This is a genomic window from Streptococcus sp. Marseille-P6264, assembly GCF_902460355.1.
Taxonomy (GTDB): domain Bacteria; phylum Bacillota; class Bacilli; order Lactobacillales; family Streptococcaceae; genus Streptococcus.
The window spans coordinates 497,953-518,564 of the sequence record NZ_CABPTO010000001.1 but is presented as its reverse complement, the minus strand read 5'-3'; the positions used below and the strand labels follow the sequence as shown (position 1 = coordinate 518,564).

Sequence of the window (20,612 nt, the reverse complement as noted above, 5' to 3'; positions counted from 1 at the left end):
TGAGGAAATCACTTGCCAGCTTTGCTATTTTTGTGTAAAATAGAAACTTGAAAGAGGTAGAAGAATGAGTAAAAAAGATAAAAAAATTGAGATTCAGATTGCGGATAGCAAGGTGACGCTTGGCGCTGACCAATTTGATGGCTACACCCTTTCTATTGGGAAAAAAGTCATTGGCGAGATTGCCGAGTTTGATGGCCAATTTGCTATTGTCAAGAATGGAAATGTTGAAAGTTTATATAAAAAGCTTGAAAAAGCGGTGGAAACTTTGATTGAAACCTACAATTTAGGAAAATAAGGGCTTGCGCTTTTATTAGATTAATGATATAATTGATATCGTTGATTGTCGGAGAGATAGCGAAGAGGCTAAACGCGGCGGACTGTAAATCCGCTCCTTCGGGTTCGGGGGTTCGAATCCCTCTCTCTCCATTTCATCATTGGGGTATAGCCAAGCGGTAAGGCAAGGGACTTTGACTCCCTCATGCGTTGGTTCGAATCCAGCTACCCCAGTTCTTAGGTAATATATCAGATAAAGGATAAAATATCGTCGGATATTTTATTTCTTTATAGGGTGGAAAACGGTAAAGATAAATCAATGTCGTTTGCGGGTGCTTAGGAAAATAATTATAAGTATGTCAAGTAGTATACTTGATTGTTGGAGGATTTTTTTAGATGAATGAATTTGAAGATTTGCTAAACAGTGTTAGCCAAGTCGAGCCAGGTGATGTCGTTACTGCTGAAGTATTGACAGTGGATGCTAACCAAGCTAATGTTGCCATTGCTGGTACTGGTGTTGAAGGGGTTTTGACTCTGCGTGAGTTGACAAATGATCGTGATGCTGACATCAATGACTTTGTAAAACCAGGTGACACACTTGAATTGCTTGTTCTTCGTCAAGTAGTAGGTAAAGATACAGATACAGTTACTTACCTAGTATCTAAAAAACGTTTAGAAGCTCGCAAAGCATGGGACAAATTGGTTGGTCGTGAAGAAGAAGTTGTTACTGTTAAGGGCACTCGTGCTGTTAAAGGTGGACTTTCTGTTGAGTTTGAAGGACTTCGTGGATTTATTCCAGCTTCAATGCTCGATACTCGTTTCGTTCGCAACACTGAACGTTTTGTAGGTCAAGAATTTGATGCTAAGATCAAAGAAGTAGATCCAAAAGAAAACCGCTTCATCCTTTCACGTCGTGAAGTTGTAGAAGCAGAAGCTGCAGCAGCACGTGCAGAAGTATTTGGTAAATTGAATGTTGGTGATGTTGTAACTGGTAAAGTTGCTCGCATCACAAGCTTCGGTGCTTTCATTGACCTTGGTGGTGTTGATGGTTTGGTTCACTTGACTGAACTTTCTCACGAACGCAACGTTTCACCAAAATCTGTTGTTTCAGTTGGTGACGAAATCGAAGTGAAAGTTCTTGATTTGAACGAAGAAGAAGGCCGCGTGTCTCTTTCACTTAAAGCTACAACCCCTGGACCATGGGATGGTGTTGAACAAAAACTTGCTGCTGGCGATGTAGTTGAAGGTACAGTAAAACGTTTGACTGACTTCGGTGCTTTTGTTGAAGTATTGCCAGGTATCGACGGACTTGTTCACATCTCACAAATTTCACACAAACGTGTTGAAAATCCAAAAGATGCTCTTAAAGTTGGTCAAGAAGTAACTGTTAAAGTTCTTGAAGTGAATGCTGCTGCTGAGCGTGTATCACTTTCTATCAAGGCTCTTGAAGAGCGTCCAGCTCAAGAAGAAGGCCAAAAAGAAGAAAAACGTCAATCTCGTCCACGTCGTCCACGTCGTCAAGAAAAACGTGACTTCGAGCTTCCAGAAACTCAAACTGGTTTCTCAATGGCTGATCTTTTCGGTGATATCGAATTGTAATTTACTTAAGAAGAGGCTGAGTTTCTCAGCTTCTTTTTTCGTCTTTTCAAGTGGGGCTTGTGTCATGATCATTTACTTGCGAGGGTTACCTCTTTAGGTATATTTAGTTTTGTTTAAGTCAAAAATGCTAGACTAAGTCTCTCGTGCATTCTATGAGAAAGGAGTTTGCCATGAAGTTTATTTTCAATTGTATTAGATTTGTATTTCGCTTGATTTGGCGGCTCATCTGGGGGCTTATTTGGTCTGTGGCACTCAGTTTCCTTGTTCTTGTAGGTGTTTTTTATTTTACTACTTCGACAGAGACGGGGGCAGAGGGATTATCGCAGGCTCTTCGAACTACTGTTACTCAAGTGGATCAATTCTTAACGCATCAAGGACTTTCCACTGGTTTTCAGACTAATGAGGGAATTCAGTCCCATCAGCTGACAGATGAGCATGCAACAACAGGGGCTCGTTGGGATCAGCCAAGCGCCACAATTTATATCGATACAAATAATGAAACCTTCCGTTCAGCCTATCAGGAGGCCATTGATTCTTGGAATCAAACAGGTGCCTTCACCTTTCAAATCATCAATGACAAAGACAAGGCAGACATTGTTGCGGCGGAGATGAACGATGGCAACGTCAGTGCAGCTGGTGAAGCTGAGTCGCAGACCAATCTCCTAACCAAACGATTTACCCATGTGACCGTTCGCCTCAATAGTTACTACTTGCTGGACAGACGCTATGGTTATTCTCATGAGCGGATTGTCAATACAGCAGCGCACGAATTGGGCCATGCTATCGGATTAGACCATAATGAGGAGGAATCAGTGATGCAGTCGGCAGGCTCATTTTATAGCATTCAGCCGATAGATATCCAGGCTGTAAAAGACTTGTATCAATCATAAAGGTATGCTAAAATCGATTTTTAATATTATTAGACGCTTTCCAGAGCAAGTTTTCCTTTTTCTTTTTAACTCAGGCATTTTTGCTTGGCTGTGGAAAAGCGGCAGTGACATTGCTAACCAGCTAGGCGTGACAGCAGCTTGGGAAACTCATGTTCCAGCGCCCATTCAGGCCTTCTTTGGCGAGAATGTGGAGACAGTTCAAGGATTTTTCCAGCATTCAGCCATTATGTGGCTGATTGGTTCCATGATTATTCTATGGATTGTTCGTTTTGTCAAAGGGATGATAAAATTTGTTATCTTTGCGGTTCTGATTCTGCTAGGAATTTATCTGATTTTGCAGAATCAATCTATTCTCAATAGTTTTATGTAGGGCAGTCAGGTATGACTGTCTTTTTCTTTTGGGGAGCTGAGTTCGCTTTCTCTTGAATTCTGATAGCTGTACTTCTGGAAATCTGCTATAATGGTCTTATGATTATTTTACAAGCAAACAAGATTGAACGCTCTTTTGCAGGGGAGCTACTTTTTGACAATATCAACCTGCAGGTGGATGAGAGTGACCAGATTGCTCTGGTCGGTAAAAACGGAGCTGGTAAGTCAACCCTGCTCAAGATTTTAGTGGGCGAGGAAGAGCCGACTTCTGGTCAAATCAATAAAAAACGAGATCTGTCCCTGTCCTATCTGGCTCAGGACAGCCGCTTTGAGTCGGAGAATACTATCTACGACGAGATGCTGCTGGTCTTTGATAGCCTGCGCCAGCAGGAGAAGCGCTTGCGGCAAATGGAGCTCCAAATGGGAGAGTTGTCAGGAGAAGAGCTGACGGCTCTCATGACCCAGTATGACCAGCTGTCAGAGGACTTTCGCCAGAAGGGTGGTTTTACCTACGAGGCCGATATTCGAGCGATTTTGAATGGTTTCAAGTTTGACCAGTCCATGTGGCAGATGAAGATTTCTGAGTTGTCGGGCGGGCAGAATACTCGTCTGGCTCTGGCTAAGATGCTTTTGGAGAAGCCAGAACTGCTAGTCTTAGACGAGCCGACCAACCACTTGGATATCGAGACCATCGCCTGGCTGGAAAATTATTTGGTAAATTATAAAGGTGCCCTCATCATCGTCAGCCACGACCGCTATTTCCTAGACAAGGTTGCGACCATCACGCTGGACTTGACCAAACATTCCTTGGATCGCTATGTGGGCAATTACTCTAGCTTTGTGGTCCAAAAGGAGCAGAAGCTGGCCACTGAAGCCAAGAATTACGAAAAGCAGCAGAAAGAAATCGCTGCGCTGGAGGACTTTGTCAATCGCAATCTAGTTCGGGCTTCCACTACCAAGCGGGCTCAGTCCCGCCGTAAGCAATTGGAAAAGATGGAGCGTTTGGACAGGCCGGAGACCGGCAGTCGCTCGGCTAATATGACCTTCAAATCCGATAAGGTTTCGGGAAATGTTGTTCTGACCTTGGAAGATGCAGCTATTGGCTACGGAGAGGAAGTCCTGTCGGAGCCGATTAACCTTGATATTCGCAAGTTTAATGCGGTAGCTATTGTCGGGCCAAATGGGATTGGAAAGACGACCTTGCTCAAGTCCCTCCTTGGCCAAGTGCCCTTTATTCGAGGCAAGGAGCAGCTGGGAGCTAATGTGGAAGTGGGTTACTATGACCAAACCCAGAGCAAACTGACTCCCAGCAATACAGTTCTTGATGAGCTATGGAATGACTTCAAGCTAACGCCAGAGGTCGAGATTCGCAATCGTTTAGGTGCTTTCCTCTTCTCGGGGGACGATGTCAAGAAGTCTGTCGGTATGCTATCGGGTGGGGAGCGGGCGCGTCTGCTTCTAGCCAAGCTGTCTATGGAAAACAACAACTTCCTCATCCTAGACGAGCCGACCAACCATCTGGACATTGACAGCAAGGAAGTGCTGGAAAATGCCCTGATTGACTTTGACGGTACCCTGCTCTTTGTCAGCCACGACCGTTACTTTATAAACCGCGTGGCTACCCAGATCATCGAGCTTTCTGAGACAGGATCCACCCTTTATTTGGGTGATTATGACTACTATCTGGAGAAAAAGGCAGAGCAGGAAGCGTTGCGTGAGGAGACGGAGCAGGCCAGTCCTGACAAGCCAGCACCTGCCAATGATTACCAGCTCCAAAAGGAAAACCAGAAAGAACAGCGCCGTCTGGCCCGTCGCCTAGAACAACTGGAAGCGCAAATCGAGGACTTGGACAGCCAGATCAGTCAGCTTCAGGAAGCCATGCAGGCAACCAATGACGCTGGCGAACTCATGGAGGGCCAGCAGCAAATTGACCAGCTGACCGCCAAACAAGAAGAAGCCATGCTAGAGTGGGAAGAACTGGCGGAGAAGGTGTAGGAGTATGCAATTTCTGTGAGAAATGAGCTCCCCAGAGCTCAGAATGCTTAATTCACATGTGAAATCAGTCCAAAAAGGACAAAAAGCGAATTTTCTTATACTAAATCCTTCGTTTTTGTAGAAAAAAATTTGATTTTTCCTGAAGGCTCATCTCGCCTAGAGTAAGTTTTAAACTTTCTCATGCGTGCTGAGTCCTTTTTAGGAGACGCTGTTAAGGCTGTCTCGAGTGGGTGGAAATCTATGACATCTTGGTTTGGAGATTAAAAATGAAAAAGAAATCGATTTTTAAGACTAGTTTTGAGGAGAGTTTAAATCTGGAAGATGATAGTTTTTTACAGTATCAATTGAAGGAACAAGATAAAAAAGCGTCCAGACCTCCAAGGAATGTATTTGATTATTTTAAAAACGCTCTTTTATATGGTATATTGGCACTTATTTTCCCGATTGGCTTCAACTTCTTATTATTGGCTTTTTCAACAATGCTTTATAGTAGTGATCCAAAAGATTTAGCCTTACCAATTTCTAATCATAATTTTTTGACGGCCCCTGTCTATGCAATCGGATTATTTATATGGCTTCTCTTCGTTCTAATTGGTAAATTTATCAAACCATTTTTTATTCTTCCATATAGGACTCATTTTCATGTCATAACGTTTTTGATTTGGTTTGTTATAGAGTTCGACCTCGCTGCTATTGGTTTAGCATTACCATTTCTAACAATATTAGAAATTCTTATTCTTGTTTGTGTTCTTTTAGCCTCAATTTATTGGATGTTAAGGATAGAACTTAAAAGTTTGGAGAAACGAATGTATGGAGAAATTCAGTCACCTAGCTTACTCGATAAAATTGCTAAAGGTCTTGCTATTTATGGAGCAGGTCTATTGGGCTTAGGTGCGGTTGTTAATTATATTTTCAAAGCTTTTTCTATTAGTTTTTCACATTCCGTAACTGTTTTTGGTCTCTTCATATGTTGGATTTTGTTAAACCTTGGTTTAATTGCAATGCTTATTTTTATGGAGTTTCCTTATTTCCTTTATGCTTACTATAAATGGAAATACCCTGAAGAGTATCGCGAATGGGAAGGTAAATCCGTGGAAGAATGGTATGGAAAGAGATACCTGAAAAAGCACTCAGAATTAGTAGAAAAGAAGATTGAGAATTAAACCTATGACAAAAAAGTCACTATTTACAGCCAGTTTTGAAGAGAGTTTGAGTCTGGAAGATGATGGGTTTCGAAAGTTACAGCAAGAGCAACATAATAAGACGGCTAACTATTTCAAAAAAGGGAGAGCTTCTCTTTGGTTCTGCATCAAAAGTTTTATTTTATCACTTATTTTTCCTGTCGGGTTCAACTTTCTATTGCTTATTGTATCTATGGCATTCCATGAAAGTGACACTCTGACCCTTCCGATAGCTAAGCACGAGTCATTAACGGTAAATGTTTTTTTGATATTACTTCTAATTTGGCTATTCTTAGTCATACTCGGAAAGTTTATTAGACCAGTCTATCTTTTACCATATCGCTATCAGTTTCATACTTTTACATTTATGATTTGGTTCTTATTGGAAATTGATTTAATCGTGTTTGATATTCTATTAGCAAATCTGGCAACTTGGGAAATGATTGGCATCTATGGAATCATTATGATTGTCACTTATACGATATGGAATATTGAGTTAAGAGGATTAAGACGACTCATGTATGGTGAGGTCTCGGGAAATACTTTCCGTTATAAGATTGCAAAAATAATTTCTCTCTATGGTATGGGGATTTTAGGAGCAGGTATTATCATAAAGCGTATTTTAGGAATCTTTACAGTAGATGTGTCAGGTTCAATAAAGGCATTTGGTTTCTTGCTATTATGGATTTTTTGTAATGTTGTATTGGTTGCTGTAGTTGCTTTCATAGGTTTTCCTTATTTCCTTCAAGCTTACTATAAATGGAAATACCCTGAAGAGTATCGTGAATGGGAAGGTAAATCCGTGGAAGAATGGTATGGAAAGAGATACTTGAAAAAGCACTCAGAATTAGTAGAAAAGAAGATTGGGAGTTAAACTTATGACAAAAAAGTCACTATTTAAAGCCAGTTTTGAGGAGAGTTTGAATTTATTAGATGATGGAGTCTCAGGGAAATTTGCTCGGGACAATTACCAAGATGCCTTAAAAAAAGAGCAATTTAGAGGAACAAAAAAATCATATGTTTGGTTAGTAATTCTGACTATCCTATTTATAATTGGTCCCAATTGGTTGATTGTATCTTTAAATAATTATTTATTTTACCATTCTAATCCTAGAGATTTAACAGTCCCCTTACCCGCCATTAATTTTCTTCCGTACTGGGTATTTTGGATTTCACTTGCAATATGGACTTTCCTGATTATACTAGGGAAGCGATACAATCAGCAGTTTATTTTGATTTATAGGGGCCAATTCCATTTTATGGTTACCTTTATTATCTGGTTATTTGTTGAACTTAATCTGTTATCTCTAAATTTAGTATGTGCTATAACTGGATTTTGGGGTGTATTTACTTTTGTTGGTTTGATGCTAGTTATGATTCTTTCAATGATTTTTTCTAAGTGTCAGTCGTTAGAAAAATTGTTATATGGAGAAAATATAAAGTATAGTTCTAGTGACAAACTCTTTAGTAGGGTGTTTGCTATTATTTCAAAATATGGTGGTCTGGTCATAGCTATTTGGCTAGTTGTTCGTATTTTTCTTCCAAGTTCGATGGAGAATAGGAATATTTTGGCTACAGGATTAGGAATTTTATTTTCAATACTAATTCTTAATGTCATAACTATTGCCTTTGAAATTTATTTCATGTTTCCCTATATGCTACAAGGCTATTACAAATGGAAATATCCTGAAGAATACCGCGAGTGGGAGGGGAAAACTTTAGAAGAGTGGTATGGAAAAAAATATTTAAAAAAACACAAGGAGTTATTAAAATAGGATTTGGGTGAAAAGTATGAAGAAATCAATTTTTAAAGCAAGTTTTGAAGAGAGTTTAAATTTGGAAGATGATGGTTTTTTACAGTATCAGAAAGGAAATGTTTTCTCTAAGTTAGAAACATATTATAGGGAAGGAAAGTCTAAACTAGTTCTTCATATTCAGAATATTGTTTTCACTCTTATCGGTCCTGTCATTATAAACTTTATGATTCTTGTTTTCTCGCTGTCCTTGCACGACTCTGATCCTAAAGATTCAAGATTGCCTATCTATCAACATCCATTACTAACAGCTGAGGTATATCTAGTCTGTTTCTTAATTTGGGTATTTATCATATTGATTGGTAAAGTTTTTAGAAAAGCTTTTATACTGCCTTATCGTAATCATTTTCATGTCATCACATTTCTAATTTGGCTTAGTCTTGAATTTAATCTGTTAGCGATTGATGTGTCATTACCAACTTTATCTATTTGTATTCTTTGAAGGAAGCGGCTGGTCAGGTTTGCTCAACCTCTCAGTTGTCTCGTTTTGAGTTGGGTGAGTCGGACATGACTCTCTCGAAATTTTTAGATCTATTGGATAATATTCATGTGACCCTTGAAAATTTTATGGACAAGGCAAGGAATTTCCAGCATCATGAGCATGTGGCCATGATGAGTCAGATTATTCCTCTTTACTACTCAAATAACATCAAGGGATTTCAAGACTTGCAAGCGGAGCAGTTGGAAAAGGCCAAGGCCAGCAAGGCGCCTCTTTACTATGAGCTGAATTGGATTTTGCTGCAGGGCTTGATTTGTCAGCGAGACAGTCAGTTTCGCATGAGGCAAGAGGATTTAGATAAGGTGGCTGATTATCTCTTTCAAGTGGAAGATTGGACCATGTACGAGCTGATCCTCTTTGGCAACCTCTATAGCTTTTATGATGTGGACTATGTCTACCGTCTGGGCAAGGAAGTCATGGAGCGAGAAGACTACTATAAAGAAATCGGTCGCCATAAGAAATTGGTCTTGATTTTAGCCCTCAATTGTTACCAGCATTGTTTGGAAAGTCGTTCTTTTGATAAGGCTAGTTATTTTGAGGCTTACGTAGAGAAAATCATTGGCAAGGGCATTAAACTCTATGAACGCAATGTGTTCCTCTATCTCAAGGGGTTTGCTGCTTATCAGAAGGAGCAGAAGAAGCAGGGCATCAAGCAAATGCAGGAAGCCATGCACATCTTTGCAGTGCTGAATTTACCTGAGCAAGTCGCTTATTATCAAGAACACTTCGATAAGTTTGTAAAAGTATAATTTCCCAAATATGGGAAAAATATAGAACCTCCCTTCATTCCTGATACAATAGTTTCAGAAATGGAAGGAGGTATTTTATGAATCGACAGGCGGCACAGCTGATTACACGGGCTGCTATTAATAAAATTGGGAATATGCTTTATGACTATGGGAACAGCATCTGGCTTGCTTCTTTGGGAGCTTTGGGACAGACGGTCTTGGGCATTTACCAGATATCGGAGCTAGTCACTTCTATCTTATTCAATCCTTTGGGGGGAGCTATTACGGACCGCTTTTCCAGACGGAAGGTGCTGATGGTAACGGACTTGATTTGTGCTGGGCTTTGTCTACTGATTTCCTTTATCTCTAATGACCAGCTCATGATTGGAGCGCTGATTTTTGCCAATGTGGTTCAGGCTATAGCCTTTGCCTTTTCTCGGCCAGCTAATAAGTCCTACATCACTGAAATTGTGGACAAGGAAGACATTGTGGCCTACAATTCTCATCTGGAGCTGGTCTTGCAGGTTATCAGTGTCTCAGCTCCAGTTCTGTCTTTTATCGTGATGCAGTATGCAAATCTGCGCGTGACCCTTCAGCTGGATGCGCTGAGCTTTTTTCTGGCTTTTGCCTTGGTTTACTTTCTGCCTAATCATGAGCCAAGCAAGCAGCAGTCTCCCATCAATCTTGGAAATATCCTGATAGACATCAAGGAAGGGCTAGTTTATATCCGTCAGCAAAAAGAAATTTTCTTTCTGCTCTTGGTAGCTTCCGCCGTCAACTTTTTCTTTGCGGCCTTTAATTATCTATTGCCTTTTACCAATCAGCTTTACGGCAAGACTGGCTCTTATGCAAGCATTCTGAGTTTGGGCGCTATAGGCTCAATCATTGGAGCCATTTTAGCCAGCAAGGTTAAGGCCAGTATGAGCAACTTACTTGTAGCTCTGCTATTTACTGGTGTCGGGGTAGCAGTCATGGGTATCTCTGTCTTGTTACCGGTTCATCCCTATTTCTCCTATTCTGGAAATCTTATCTGCGAGCTCTTTATGACTGTTTTCAATATTCATTTCTTCAGTCAGGTTCAGACCAAGGTGGACAAGCAGTATCTAGGCCGAGTTTTCTCGACTATCTATACGCTGGCAATTCTTTTTATGCCTCCTGCGACTTTTCTGATGACGCTTCTGCCGAGTGTCCGCACCCTTTCCTTTCTTCTGATTGGACTGGGAGTAATAGGATTGGCTTTGATTTCCTACCTGTATCAAAAGAGAATACAAAAAGACTAGGCTGGAGTGACTTCCAACCTAGTTTAATGTTTTGTCTTGCAAATCTTCAGCTGAGAATTTTTAAAGTCATTACTAGCCTAATTTGGCTTAGAACTTTATTTCCAAGTTACTATCCCAATCGGCTGATAAATTAGTAGTGCAAGGTGTTTGAATCGCTGGTGGAAAAAATTTTCCATTAGAATATGAATATAATCATTGTTCCTTTCTAGCAAAAGTAGTATGATGAAGTAAAAGCAAAATAAACGGAGTGAGGAATGAAAGATTTTCATTTTGATGCGATTTCAGCATTTGAAAACTATAAAATCGAGGAGGTCGAGGACGGCCATGTTTTAGTAACCACAGAGGTCGTCCCCTCTTCTCTAAACTATTATGGCAATGCACATGGAGGTTACTTGTTCACCTTGTGCGATCAGATTAGTGGTTTGGTCATCATTTCGCAAGGTGCTGACGCCGTGACCCTACAATCCTCCATCAACTATCTCAAAGCGGCTAAGCTTGGCGATATCCTGAGCATTAAGGGAAAATGTGTCCATGCCGGCCGAACGACTAGAGTGGTGGATGTGGATATTATCAATCAAGACGGTAGAAATGTGTGTAAGGCGACCTTTACAATGTTTATCACTAGCGAAAGGGGAGAAAATGCGCAAGTTAGAATATAAGCATTATCTTTTTGACTTTTACGGAACACTAGTAGATATCCAGACTGACGAAGATGATCCGACTTTATGGTTGTATCTTTCCCGCATCTATGCAGCATATGGAGCAGATTATCAGCCAGAAGACTTGAAAAAGAAATATGGACAATTGGTAGTAAAGCAAGAAAGCAAGATAGCGCAAGAGAAAAGCGTGGCCTATCCCGAGGTTGATTTGGTGGCGGTTTTCATCCAGCTCTTGGAGGAAGCTCCAACTAAGCATGAAACCCAGGCTCCGCTTCCAGATGTGCAGGCTTGGGGAGAGCAGTTGGCTGTGACTTTTCGGAGTTTGTCTCGTCGTCAGCTCTATGCTTATCCGAATACCCTCAAAGTTTTAAAGGCCATTAAGGACCAGGGAGGCGATATTATATTGCTATCCAATGCTCAAAAGGCTTTTACAATGCCAGAAATTGAATTGACGGGTTGTGCTCCCTATCTGGATAAAATTTACATTTCTTCTGATTATCAGATCAAAAAACCACAAGCAGAATGGTTAGAGCTTGTGTTGGAAGAGAATCAGCTTAATCCAGAAGATACGGTGATGGTTGGCAATGATTTTTCTACGGATATGGCTATTGCTCAAGCTGTTGGGATTGATGGAGTGTTGCTGAACACTTTCCCATACTCGGATGCAGAGATAAACAAGCTCAATAAAATGCAGGCCAGGGTCATTACAGATATAGGAGAACTGCTAGAAGATAGGAAGTAAAAGATGCCTTCGAGGTTTGAAATGGTTTATTCACAGCCAAAACTGTGGATAACTCAGAGAAACATTACGATTTGATAAAAAATTGTGGATAACCTTTATTAATTTGCTTTCTTATGATATAATAGCCCATATAAATAAAAATAGAAGAGGTATGTGAAATGTCACGTAAACCATTTATTGCCGGTAACTGGAAAATGAACAAAAATCCAGAAGAAGCAAAAGCATTCGTTGAAGCCGTAGCATCAAAACTTCCTTCATCAGATCTTGTTGAAGCAGGTATCGCAGCTCCTGCAGTTGATTTGACAACTGTTCTTGCTGCTGCAAAAGGTTCAAACCTTAAAGTTGCTGCTCAAAACTGCTACTTTGAAAATGCAGGTGCTTTCACTGGTGAAACAAGCCCACAAGTTTTGAAAGAAATCGGTACTGACTACGTTGTTATCGGTCACTCAGAACGCCGTGACTACTTCCATGAAACTGACGAAGATATCAACAAAAAAGCAAAAGCAATCTTTGCAAATGGTATGCTTCCAATCATTTGTTGTGGTGAAAGCCTTGAAACTTACGAAGCTGGTAAAGCTGCTGAATTCGTAGGTGCTCAAGTATCTGCTGCATTGGCTGGATTGACAGCTGAACAAGTTGCTGCATCAGTTATCGCTTACGAGCCAATCTGGGCTATCGGTACTGGTAAATCAGCTTCACAAGACGACGCACAAAAAATGTGTAAAGTTGTTCGTGACGTTATAGCTGCTGACTTTGGTCAAGAAGTTGCTGACAAAGTTCGCGTTCAATACGGTGGTTCAGTTAAACCTGAAAACGTTGCTTCATACATGGCTTGTCCAGACGTTGACGGTGCCCTTGTTGGTGGAGCGTCACTTGAAGCTGAAAGCTTCCTAGCTCTTCTTGATTTTGTTAAATAAGAATGACAATAAATGGCTTGTTGCCCTAAAGGTGGCAAGCTTTTTAAAAGTTTGGAGAAAAAAGGTGAAATCAAAGGAACTTATCTATTTAGCCAGCACTGCCATATTGCTAGCAGCAACGGCTAACGTGGTACAGGCAGAGGAAAATACGCCGACAACCACAGACCCTGAAGTAGCTAAAGCAGAACTTCAAGTAAAAAATGATCATCAACCTCAGCAGGGAGCCTTACCAGAAGCGGTGTCTACTGACCGTCAAGTCAAACAAGAAAGCTCGGTCGCAAAAGATGAAACTAGTCCAGTATACAAGGCACCAGAAAATCTGGCACCTGCTGCTAGTCTGGTCAAGGAGAATGTACCAGAAAATAAAGCAAGTGAACAAGCAAAATCAGCTGCTTCTGAAGCGATTCAGAATCCAGTAAAGGCTGAGCAGACTTCCTCAGCGATCAGCGCCAGTCCTGCATCTAAAAAAGGAAGCACTTTTTTTTATAATGCGGCTTCTTCATCTGGACAAACAGCGCGTGGCAATTCACAAGCAGAAATCAAGGGCTCTACCTTTGTGGATGTGAGTAGTCATAACGGCCATATCAGCGTAGAAGACTATCGCCAATTAGCATCCAAAGGTGTCGGCGGTGTCGTTGTCAAACTGACAGAAGGAACCCACTATACAAATCCTTATGCTGAGTCTCAGGTTCGAAATGCGCAAGCAGCTGGTTTGCAAGTATCAACCTATGCCTTCTCGCATTATACAAGTGATGCCGAAGCGAGAGCAGAGGCTCGTTACTATGCTGCTTTTGCTAATAAACTGTCCTTGCCTAAAAATACAGTCATGGTCAATGACATGGAAGACCCTAAAATGCAATCGGGGATCAACCAGCATACTCAGGCTTGGGCAGATGAAATGCGCAAGCAGGGATATGCAAATCTGATGTATTACACGAGCGCTAGTTGGGTTGACCAGAATAACCTACGCCACAAAGGTTCAATCAATACATCTCTCTTTGGCCTTGATAATTTTTGGATTGCTCAGTATCCAGCACCTAAGCTAAGTGCAAATGATGCTAAAAATTTGAAATATAATAGCAGAGCAGGAGCTTGGCAATTTACTTCTCAAGCGCAGCTGCTTTCTGGTAAGCATGTTTTCGACCAAAGTATTGACTACTCTGGTAGATTCACAGCTAGAGCTACTTTGGTCAAACAACCGCTGACAGGTAAGATTAGCATTCAAAATAATAATCCAAAAACTGGCACATTTGATGTCGTTGTTTCCGAAGTTTCCGCACCGCATGGAGTTCAGGAAGTTAAACTTCCGACTTGGTCCAGTGAGCGTGGGCAAGATGATATTGTTTGGTACACTGCAACGAAGCAAGCCAACGGAACTTATAAGCTGACAGTTAATGCTGCCAATCATAAAGGTTCTACGGGCGAATACAATGTTCACTTGTATTACGTTCAAGGTGACGGCATGTTGGTCGGCGTCGGTGGTACAACGACTAAGGTTTCAGTTGCTAAACCAGAAGGCAAGCTGACTATTGCCAACAACAATCCGAAGACCGGTACATTCGATGTGATTGTTTCTGAGGTTTCTAACCCGCAAGGTGTTCGTGAAGTCTTACTTCCAACTTGGTCAAATGATCAAGGTCAGGATGACATCATCTGGCACAAGGCTCAAAGACAGTCAGATGGTACTTATAAATTTACTGTCCGTGCTAGCGAGCACAAGAATTCCGTTGGCGACTACAGTGTCCACTTGTACTATATCCAAAACGACGGCAAGTTAGTCGGAGTCGGTGGTACAACGACTAAGGTTTCAGTTGCTAAGCCAGAAGGCAAGCTGACTATTACCAACAACGATCCAAAGACTGGTACATTTGATGTGATCGTGTCTGAGGTTTCTAGCCCGCAAGGCCTTCGTGAAGTCTTGCTTCCGACTTGGTCAAATGAGAACGGTCAGGATGACATTATCTGGCACAAAGCACAGAAACAGTCAGATGGTACTTATAAATTTACTGTCCGTTCCAGCGAGCATAAGAATTCTGTTGGCGACTACAGTGTTCACTTGTACTATATTCAAAATGACGGTAAGATGGTCGGTGTCGGTGGCACAACGGCTAAAGTCACTCGTGCTTCAGTTGCTAAACCAGAAGGCAAGCTGACTATTGCCAACAACAATCCCAAGACCGGTACATTCGATGTGATCGTGTCTGAGGTTTCCAGCCCACAAGGCGTTCGTGAAGTCTTGCTTCCAACTTGGTCAAATGATCAGGGTCAGGACGACATCATCTGGCACAAGGCGCAAAGACAGTCAGACGGTACATATAAATTCACCGTCCGTTCCAGCGAGCACAAAAACTCTGTTGGCGACTACAGTGTGCACTTGTACTATGTCCAGAACGACGGCAAGCTGGTCGGCGTTGGTGGTACAACGGCTAAGGTTAGTCTTGCTTCAGTTGCGAAACCAGAAGGCAAGTTGACTATTGCCAACAACAATCCCAAGACCGGTACATTCGATGTGATCGTGTCCGAGATTTCTAGCCCGCAAGGGGTTCGTGAAGTCTTACTTCCAACTTGGTCAAATGAACAGGGTCAGGATGACATCATCTGGCACAAGGCACAAAGACAGTCAGACGGTACATATAAATTTACCGTTAGTGCCAGTGAGCACAAAAACTCTGTCGGCGACTACAGTGTCCACTTGTACTATGTCCAAAACGACGGCAAGATGGTCGGTGTTGGTGGTACAACGACTAAGGTTTCAGTTGCTAAGCCAGAAGGCAAGTTGACTATTGCCAACAACAATCCCAAGACCGGCACATTCGATGTGATCGTATCCGAGGTTTCTAGTCCGCAAGGGGTTCGTGAAGTCTTACTTCCAACTTGGTCAAATGAGAATGGTCAGGATGACATCATCTGGCACAAGGCACAGAAACAGTCAGACGGTACGTATAAATTTACGGTTCGTGCCAGTGAGCATAAGAACTCTGTCGGCGACTATAGTGTCCACTTGTACTATATCCAAAACGACGGCAAGATGGTCGGCGTCGGTGGTACAACGACTAAGGTTAGTCTTGCTTCAGTTGCGAAACTAGAAGGCAAGTTGACTATTGCCAACAACAATCCCAAGACGGGTACATTCGATGTGATTGTGTCCGAGGTTTCTAGTCCGCAAGGGGTTCGTGAAGTCTTGCTTCCAACTTGGTCAAATGATAATGGTCAAGATGACATCATTTGGCACAAGGCACAGAAACAGTCAGACGGTACATATAAATTCACCGTTCGTGCTAGCGAACACAAAAATTCTGTCGGCGACTACAGTGTCCACTTGTACTATGTCCAAAACGACGGTAAGATGGTCGGTGTCGGTGGCACAACAACTAAGGTTTCCATTGCGACAGGGGAGAAACCACAAGGAAAAATCAGTATCCAAAATAAAAACAATGAAACTGGTGAATTTGATATCGTCGTTTCTGGTGTTGTAGCTCCAGAAGGTGTCAAAACTGTCTATTTGCCAACTTGGTCCAGTCAAAATGGACAAGATGATATTCAGTGGTATACGGCGGAACGCCAGGCTGATGGTACTTATCGCAAGCATGTTTATGCAAGAGACCATAAAAATAGCCAAGGCGAGTACAATGTTCACCTATATTACTTGAACAATCGCAATCAGCTGCAAGGAGCTGGTGGAGAGAAGACCACGATTTCTATTAAGCATCCACAATCGCCTAGCAGTCAGCGTGATCGTGTTCTTGCAGCAGCAGCAGCGATGGTTGGCGTCAAGGGAGGCAGTGCCGAGCACCACCGTCTGGTCAATGACTATAATAGCGTTAGACCGTTACCGGTTGGTTATGCTGTGAAGAATTCAGATGACTGGTGCGACATTTTCACGACAGTTATTTTCCAAAGAGAAGGCTTGAGCGATCTTATTGGTCGTGAATGCGGTGTTGAGCGCCATATTCACATCTTTAAACGTCTAGGTATCTGGAATGAAGATGGAAATTCTACCCCTAAAGCGGGCGATATCATCACCTTTAACTGGGATAAAGATACCCAGCAAAATGATGGCTGGGCTGATCATATCGGTATTGTCGAAAAAGTTGAAAATGGTATCATTCATACGATTGAAGGCAACAGTAAAAACGAAGTTAAACGCAATACTTACCGTATTGGTCATGGAAATATCCGTGGTTTCGCGTCACCTCGTTATAGATAAACACAAAAGAGGCTGGGACAAAAGTCCTAGCCTCTCAATTGTCTTTGGCTTGTCGAGCAAGACGCAGTGGTTGAGTGGGCTCTACTACGCTGATTTCATCAGCTTTTACAGCCCTACTCAACTATGCGGAGGTGGGACGACGAAATCGAATTCTAACGAATTACCGATTTCTGTCCCACTCTCTTTAACGTCTTAGAATTTTCTTTATGAGTTGAAGTAGTTTAAATTTGAGAGGGTTGGGATAGTAGCGGAAAGTCCCCATTTTTCTGACGATAAAGCCGTTGAAGTTCTGTTTAAAGCGCAGAACACCGTCAGAACCGTCGAAAATTCCCATAATGCCGAGGAAATTGTAAAATGGAATGCCTCTCTTGATGCTTTCGGTCATAACGTATTCCTGCAGCAGGGCTGGAGCGTAGAATTTATTAAACTCAGGATAGGAGCCGCTGAAGAGGTAGGTTGTTTCTTGAGGGGTGTAGATAAAGAGACTGGCAGCGAGGACTTGATCCTGATCGCCGTACTTGGCAATCAGTTCTTGGGCTTCAGCTTTGCGGGTTTCAAAGCTATCAAACTGGCTGGAAAGCTCTCGCAGCTGGTTTTGCTTCTTTTCAGATTGAGGATTTTTTTCCAAGTCCGCCTGCAGTTTCTGGATTTTCTGGCCCAGTTTCTCTTGGTCTTTTTGTAAGTTCTGAAGATAGTCCTTGAAGTTGAGACTGGCTGTCATAAAGTCAGCCTGTTGACCAAAGCTATCATAAAAATCTTGATAGTAGTCTAGTGTCTTATCATCGTATTCCCGCCGGTCAGAAGTAGCAGCTGTGATGTCTTTGAAAATGCTGAGTTGGTCACGTTCCAGCTTTTTTAACTTGATGCCAAAGGTATTGGCCTTTTTGACTGTCGCCTTGCCGTTTTTACTGAAGGATTTGAGCAAGTCTTTCTCCGTCAGACCAGTTAAGTCTTTGACATAATGCCAATCAGGCTCCCCGCCTGGATAGCCTGTCTGTAGGCCATCAAAGGCAAAGCCTAAGTCAGTCAGTTGCTGGATAAGCTCGCCTTTTTCTTCAGATGTGGGTTGGCCATTGCTGTCAAAAGTCTGATAAGTCTCATAGGGTTTGATGATCAGCTCTAGGGCACCTTCTTTTTTAGCATAGGCTTGCAAAGCTTGATAGAAGGGGGTCAGGTATTGAGCATCGGTAGAGACAGGACCGCAGTTGATTTCCATATGAAGGCCGCCAGTCATCGGCATACTGTAGAGGACAGCTGACATCACGACCTGTCCCTGCGGGTCAGTGTAGCCAACATACTGGGTATTGAAGCCCCGCTTGCTCAGCAGCTCTGCCATTTCCACGGTCTGCATGAAAGAGCGTTGGGAGCTAGCTGAGGTATGCTGGATGAATTCTTCTTGGCTGAGAAGTTTAAAGGTCATAGGCTTCCTTTCTTTTAATGTTTGCTGCGCAGTTTTTTTCTGAGAGTGTAGGCTAGATTGGAGAGGTGGTAAAGAGGATTAGTTGGCAGGTTAAACTCACCAGCAAATTCCTCAATGGTCGGGTTGAACTTGGATTTAAAGCTGTAGAGACCGCCCTTGAGGTCGTTTTCGATTCCGCCCATATTTTGCCAATCAGCTCCGCGCTCAAAAGCATGTTTGGCCGTTTCGTACCAAGTGATGATGGCTGGCTGATAACGACGGTATTCCTCGTCCATTCCGGCATAGATATTTTCAGAAGTCTTGCCGTATTCTAAGACCAAGGTGCCAGACAGGGGAACGACAGCAGCCCCTTGGCTGATTTTGTCCTGCAGAAAGTCAATCTCTTCCTGGAGGCGTTTCTGTTCTTGCTGGTTATTCTCAATCTTGCCGGGCTTGGTTTTCTCGGTAAATTTCTCTGCTTCTTTAAGTGTCTTGGTCAGCTGAGCCTGCAAGTCTTCCAAGCGTGCCTTTAGATTAATGCTGGACAAGGTGATGTAGGAGTGCTCAGGATAAGTATCCAAGAGTTTTTGATAATAGTCTTTGCCGCGTAGGTGGATGTTTTTTCTGTTTTCTGTCTTCTTCATCAAGGCTGAAAAGTCATCCAGTAATTTTGCTCCGCCAAATTGGATTTGAATGCCTTTGTTACGGGCTGTGCGAATAGCCTGGCGAGTACTTTTAGAAAGCAGCTCCTCGCTGAAATCTTCTTTATGGATATTGGCCTGCAAGCGAGGTTGGATAGTTTCATCCAGAGACTCAGTCCGTCCGACCCAGACAGCTCCTGCCTTCTGCAGCTCTTGAATCAGCTCAACTGTCTCTGCTTTGTCTTGCAATTCATCGCCCATCTTGCTTTCTGCCAAAAAGAGGCTGGGATCAAACTTGACAAAAAGCGCTTTTTTCTCCTTGGCAAATTTCTTGAGCGACGCCAAAACAAAGGTCAGCAGCACCTTGTCACTATAGTCCATGATAGGACCGCGGGGGATATAAAGCATGGTCATCCCTAAAGGCAGTGGTTTGATTAGGATACTGGCTGCAGCAACCAAGTGTCCGTCTTTATAGAAGCCCAAGCGCTCATTTCCCCAGTTGTCCTTGATTTGAGCCCAGGCTGCGCTCTGCAGGAGATTGGCCTGCGGATGAGCCATGACAAAATCATCGTGTTCCTGAGCTGAAATTCCAATTTTGTAGCTGTACATTATTTTAAAACCCACTCTCTAATAGCGTGTGCTACGCCGGATTCTTCGTTCGATTTGGTGATGTATTTGGCGATTTTCTTGAGTTCCTCTCTGCCGTTTTCCATGACAACAGGATATCCAACGGCTTCCAGCATGGCGCGGTCGTTTTCTTCATCACCGATAGCCATGATCTGCTCCTTGCTCAAGCCCAGTTTTTTAGCCAGATGAAGGATAGCAGCCCCTTTATTGACATTCTTTTTGACAATTTCCAGATAGAAAGGAGCTGATTTAACCAGTGTATATTTTTCGGCCAATTCTGGTGGAAGCTTGGCAATGGCTGCATCCAAGATTTCCGGCTCATCAATATACATGCACTTAACGATTTCTTTATTGGCCATTTCCTCAGGTGTGCGGTAGAAGATAGTCATGCTGACCAGATTGGACTCGTAAACAGTATACTTGCCGATATTGCGATTGGCTGTATAAATGCCGTCCTTGGTGATGGCATGCATGTGGACACCTAATTTTCGCCCAAGCAGTTCGATATCCAGATAGTCGTCATAGGTCAGTGTCTCTTTGATTAATTCTTGACCTGTGACAGTATCCTGCACCAGTCCACCATTGAAAGTAACGACATAGTTGTCGGGCTGATTAAGCTCAAGCTCCTCGAGAAGTTTTTGAACGCCAGCAATAGGACGGCCGGTTGCAATGACGATCTTGACGCCAGCAGCCTTGGCATCCTGAACAGCGCTGAAGACTTCAGGAGTGATTTCTTTTTGGTTATTTAAAAGGGTGCCGTCAATGTCAACGGCAACTAATTTGATAGACATA

The 20,612-nt window shown here is 42.5% G+C and carries 17 protein-coding genes, 2 tRNA genes and 1 pseudogene; 17 read left to right on the top strand and 3 right to left on the bottom strand.

The window, feature by feature from the left end; genetic code table 11:
- Positions 1-64 precede the first annotated feature (64 nt).
- From FZ941_RS02655 to FZ941_RS02575, 17 genes and pseudogenes are all read left to right on the top strand, one after another.
- Positions 65-295, top strand: coding sequence for a DUF2969 domain-containing protein (locus FZ941_RS02655; RefSeq protein ID WP_125371053.1), 231 nt, complete (start codon positions 65-67; stop codon positions 293-295).
- A gap of 50 nt (positions 296-345) precedes the next feature.
- Positions 346-426: transfer RNA gene (locus FZ941_RS02650), tRNA-Tyr, on the top strand.
- A 9-nt stretch (positions 427-435) separates the two neighbouring features.
- Positions 436-507, top strand: a tRNA-Gln gene (locus FZ941_RS02645).
- Between the two features lie 162 nt (positions 508-669).
- Positions 670-1,872, top strand: coding sequence for a 30S ribosomal protein S1 (gene rpsA, locus FZ941_RS02640; RefSeq protein ID WP_015604624.1), 1,203 nt, complete (start codon positions 670-672; stop codon positions 1,870-1,872).
- Positions 1,873-2,042: 170 nt separating this feature from the next.
- Positions 2,043-2,762 carry a matrixin family metalloprotease gene (locus FZ941_RS02635; protein ID WP_148886741.1) on the top strand — a complete coding sequence of 240 codons (720 nt, stop codon included), beginning with the start codon at positions 2,043-2,045 and terminating at the stop codon, positions 2,760-2,762.
- A 4-nt stretch (positions 2,763-2,766) separates the two neighbouring features.
- Positions 2,767-3,132, top strand: a complete 366-nt coding sequence (locus FZ941_RS02630; RefSeq protein ID WP_148886740.1) for a hypothetical protein — start codon at positions 2,767-2,769, stop codon at positions 3,130-3,132.
- A 98-nt stretch (positions 3,133-3,230) separates the two neighbouring features.
- Entirely contained in the window at positions 3,231-5,126 is a 1,896-nt protein-coding gene (locus tag FZ941_RS02625; RefSeq protein ID WP_148886739.1) for an ABC-F family ATP-binding cassette domain-containing protein, read from the top strand.
- Between the two features lie 266 nt (positions 5,127-5,392).
- Positions 5,393-6,289, top strand: coding sequence for a hypothetical protein (locus FZ941_RS02620; RefSeq protein ID WP_148886738.1), 897 nt, complete (start codon positions 5,393-5,395; stop codon positions 6,287-6,289).
- A 4-nt stretch (positions 6,290-6,293) separates the two neighbouring features.
- The gene (locus FZ941_RS02615) at positions 6,294-7,181 is read left to right on the top strand and encodes a hypothetical protein (protein ID WP_148886737.1); all 888 of its coding nucleotides are present in this window, start codon (positions 6,294-6,296) and stop codon (positions 7,179-7,181) included.
- 4 nt (positions 7,182-7,185) lie between these two features.
- Positions 7,186-8,082: a DUF2207 domain-containing protein gene (locus tag FZ941_RS02610; protein ID WP_148886736.1), complete on the top strand. Its 897-nt coding sequence runs from the start codon at positions 7,186-7,188 to the stop codon at positions 8,080-8,082.
- A gap of 16 nt (positions 8,083-8,098) precedes the next feature.
- Positions 8,099-8,551 (top strand): annotated as a pseudogene (locus FZ941_RS02605) (hypothetical protein); the annotation flags it as partial.
- Positions 8,533-9,369 carry a MutR family transcriptional regulator gene (locus FZ941_RS02600; RefSeq protein ID WP_148886735.1) on the top strand — a complete coding sequence of 279 codons (837 nt, stop codon included), beginning with the start codon at positions 8,533-8,535 and terminating at the stop codon, positions 9,367-9,369. The pseudogene FZ941_RS02605 and the gene FZ941_RS02600, both read left to right, overlap by 19 nt.
- Before the next feature lie 77 nt (positions 9,370-9,446).
- Positions 9,447-10,628, top strand: coding sequence for an MFS transporter (locus FZ941_RS02595; RefSeq protein ID WP_148886734.1), 1,182 nt, complete (start codon positions 9,447-9,449; stop codon positions 10,626-10,628).
- Between the two features lie 254 nt (positions 10,629-10,882).
- The gene (locus tag FZ941_RS02590; protein WP_148886733.1) at positions 10,883-11,287 is read left to right on the top strand and encodes a PaaI family thioesterase; all 405 of its coding nucleotides are present in this window, start codon (positions 10,883-10,885) and stop codon (positions 11,285-11,287) included.
- Complete coding sequence (locus tag FZ941_RS02585; RefSeq protein WP_148886732.1) at positions 11,268-12,029, top strand: HAD family hydrolase; 762 nt, start codon at positions 11,268-11,270, stop codon at positions 12,027-12,029. Before FZ941_RS02590 ends, FZ941_RS02585 begins: the two co-directional genes overlap by 20 nt.
- Before the next feature lie 158 nt (positions 12,030-12,187).
- Positions 12,188-12,946: a triose-phosphate isomerase gene (gene tpiA / locus FZ941_RS02580; RefSeq protein ID WP_062004860.1), complete on the top strand. Its 759-nt coding sequence runs from the start codon at positions 12,188-12,190 to the stop codon at positions 12,944-12,946.
- A gap of 64 nt (positions 12,947-13,010) precedes the next feature.
- A complete protein-coding gene (locus FZ941_RS02575) occupies positions 13,011-17,153 on the top strand; it encodes a GBS Bsp-like repeat-containing protein (RefSeq protein ID WP_187418371.1) in 4,143 nt (1,380 codons plus the stop codon).
- A gap of 184 nt (positions 17,154-17,337) precedes the next feature.
- On the opposite strand, the gene FZ941_RS02565 is transcribed toward FZ941_RS02575, so the two are convergent.
- Genes FZ941_RS02565 through yidA form a run of 3 tightly spaced genes read right to left on the bottom strand, consistent with a single transcriptional unit; the run spans position 17,338 to position 20,611 of the window.
- Positions 17,338-18,573, bottom strand: a complete 1,236-nt coding sequence (locus FZ941_RS02565) for an aminoacyltransferase (protein WP_148886731.1) — start codon at positions 18,571-18,573, stop codon at positions 17,338-17,340.
- Between the two features lie 14 nt (positions 18,574-18,587).
- Positions 18,588-19,802: an aminoacyltransferase gene (locus FZ941_RS02560; RefSeq protein ID WP_187418370.1), complete on the bottom strand. Its 1,215-nt coding sequence runs from the start codon at positions 19,800-19,802 to the stop codon at positions 18,588-18,590.
- A complete protein-coding gene (gene yidA / locus FZ941_RS02555) occupies positions 19,802-20,611 on the bottom strand; it encodes a sugar-phosphatase (protein WP_148886729.1) in 810 nt (269 codons plus the stop codon). The genes FZ941_RS02560 and yidA overlap by 1 nt, the downstream gene beginning before the upstream one ends.
- Position 20,612: the final 1 nt, after the last annotated feature.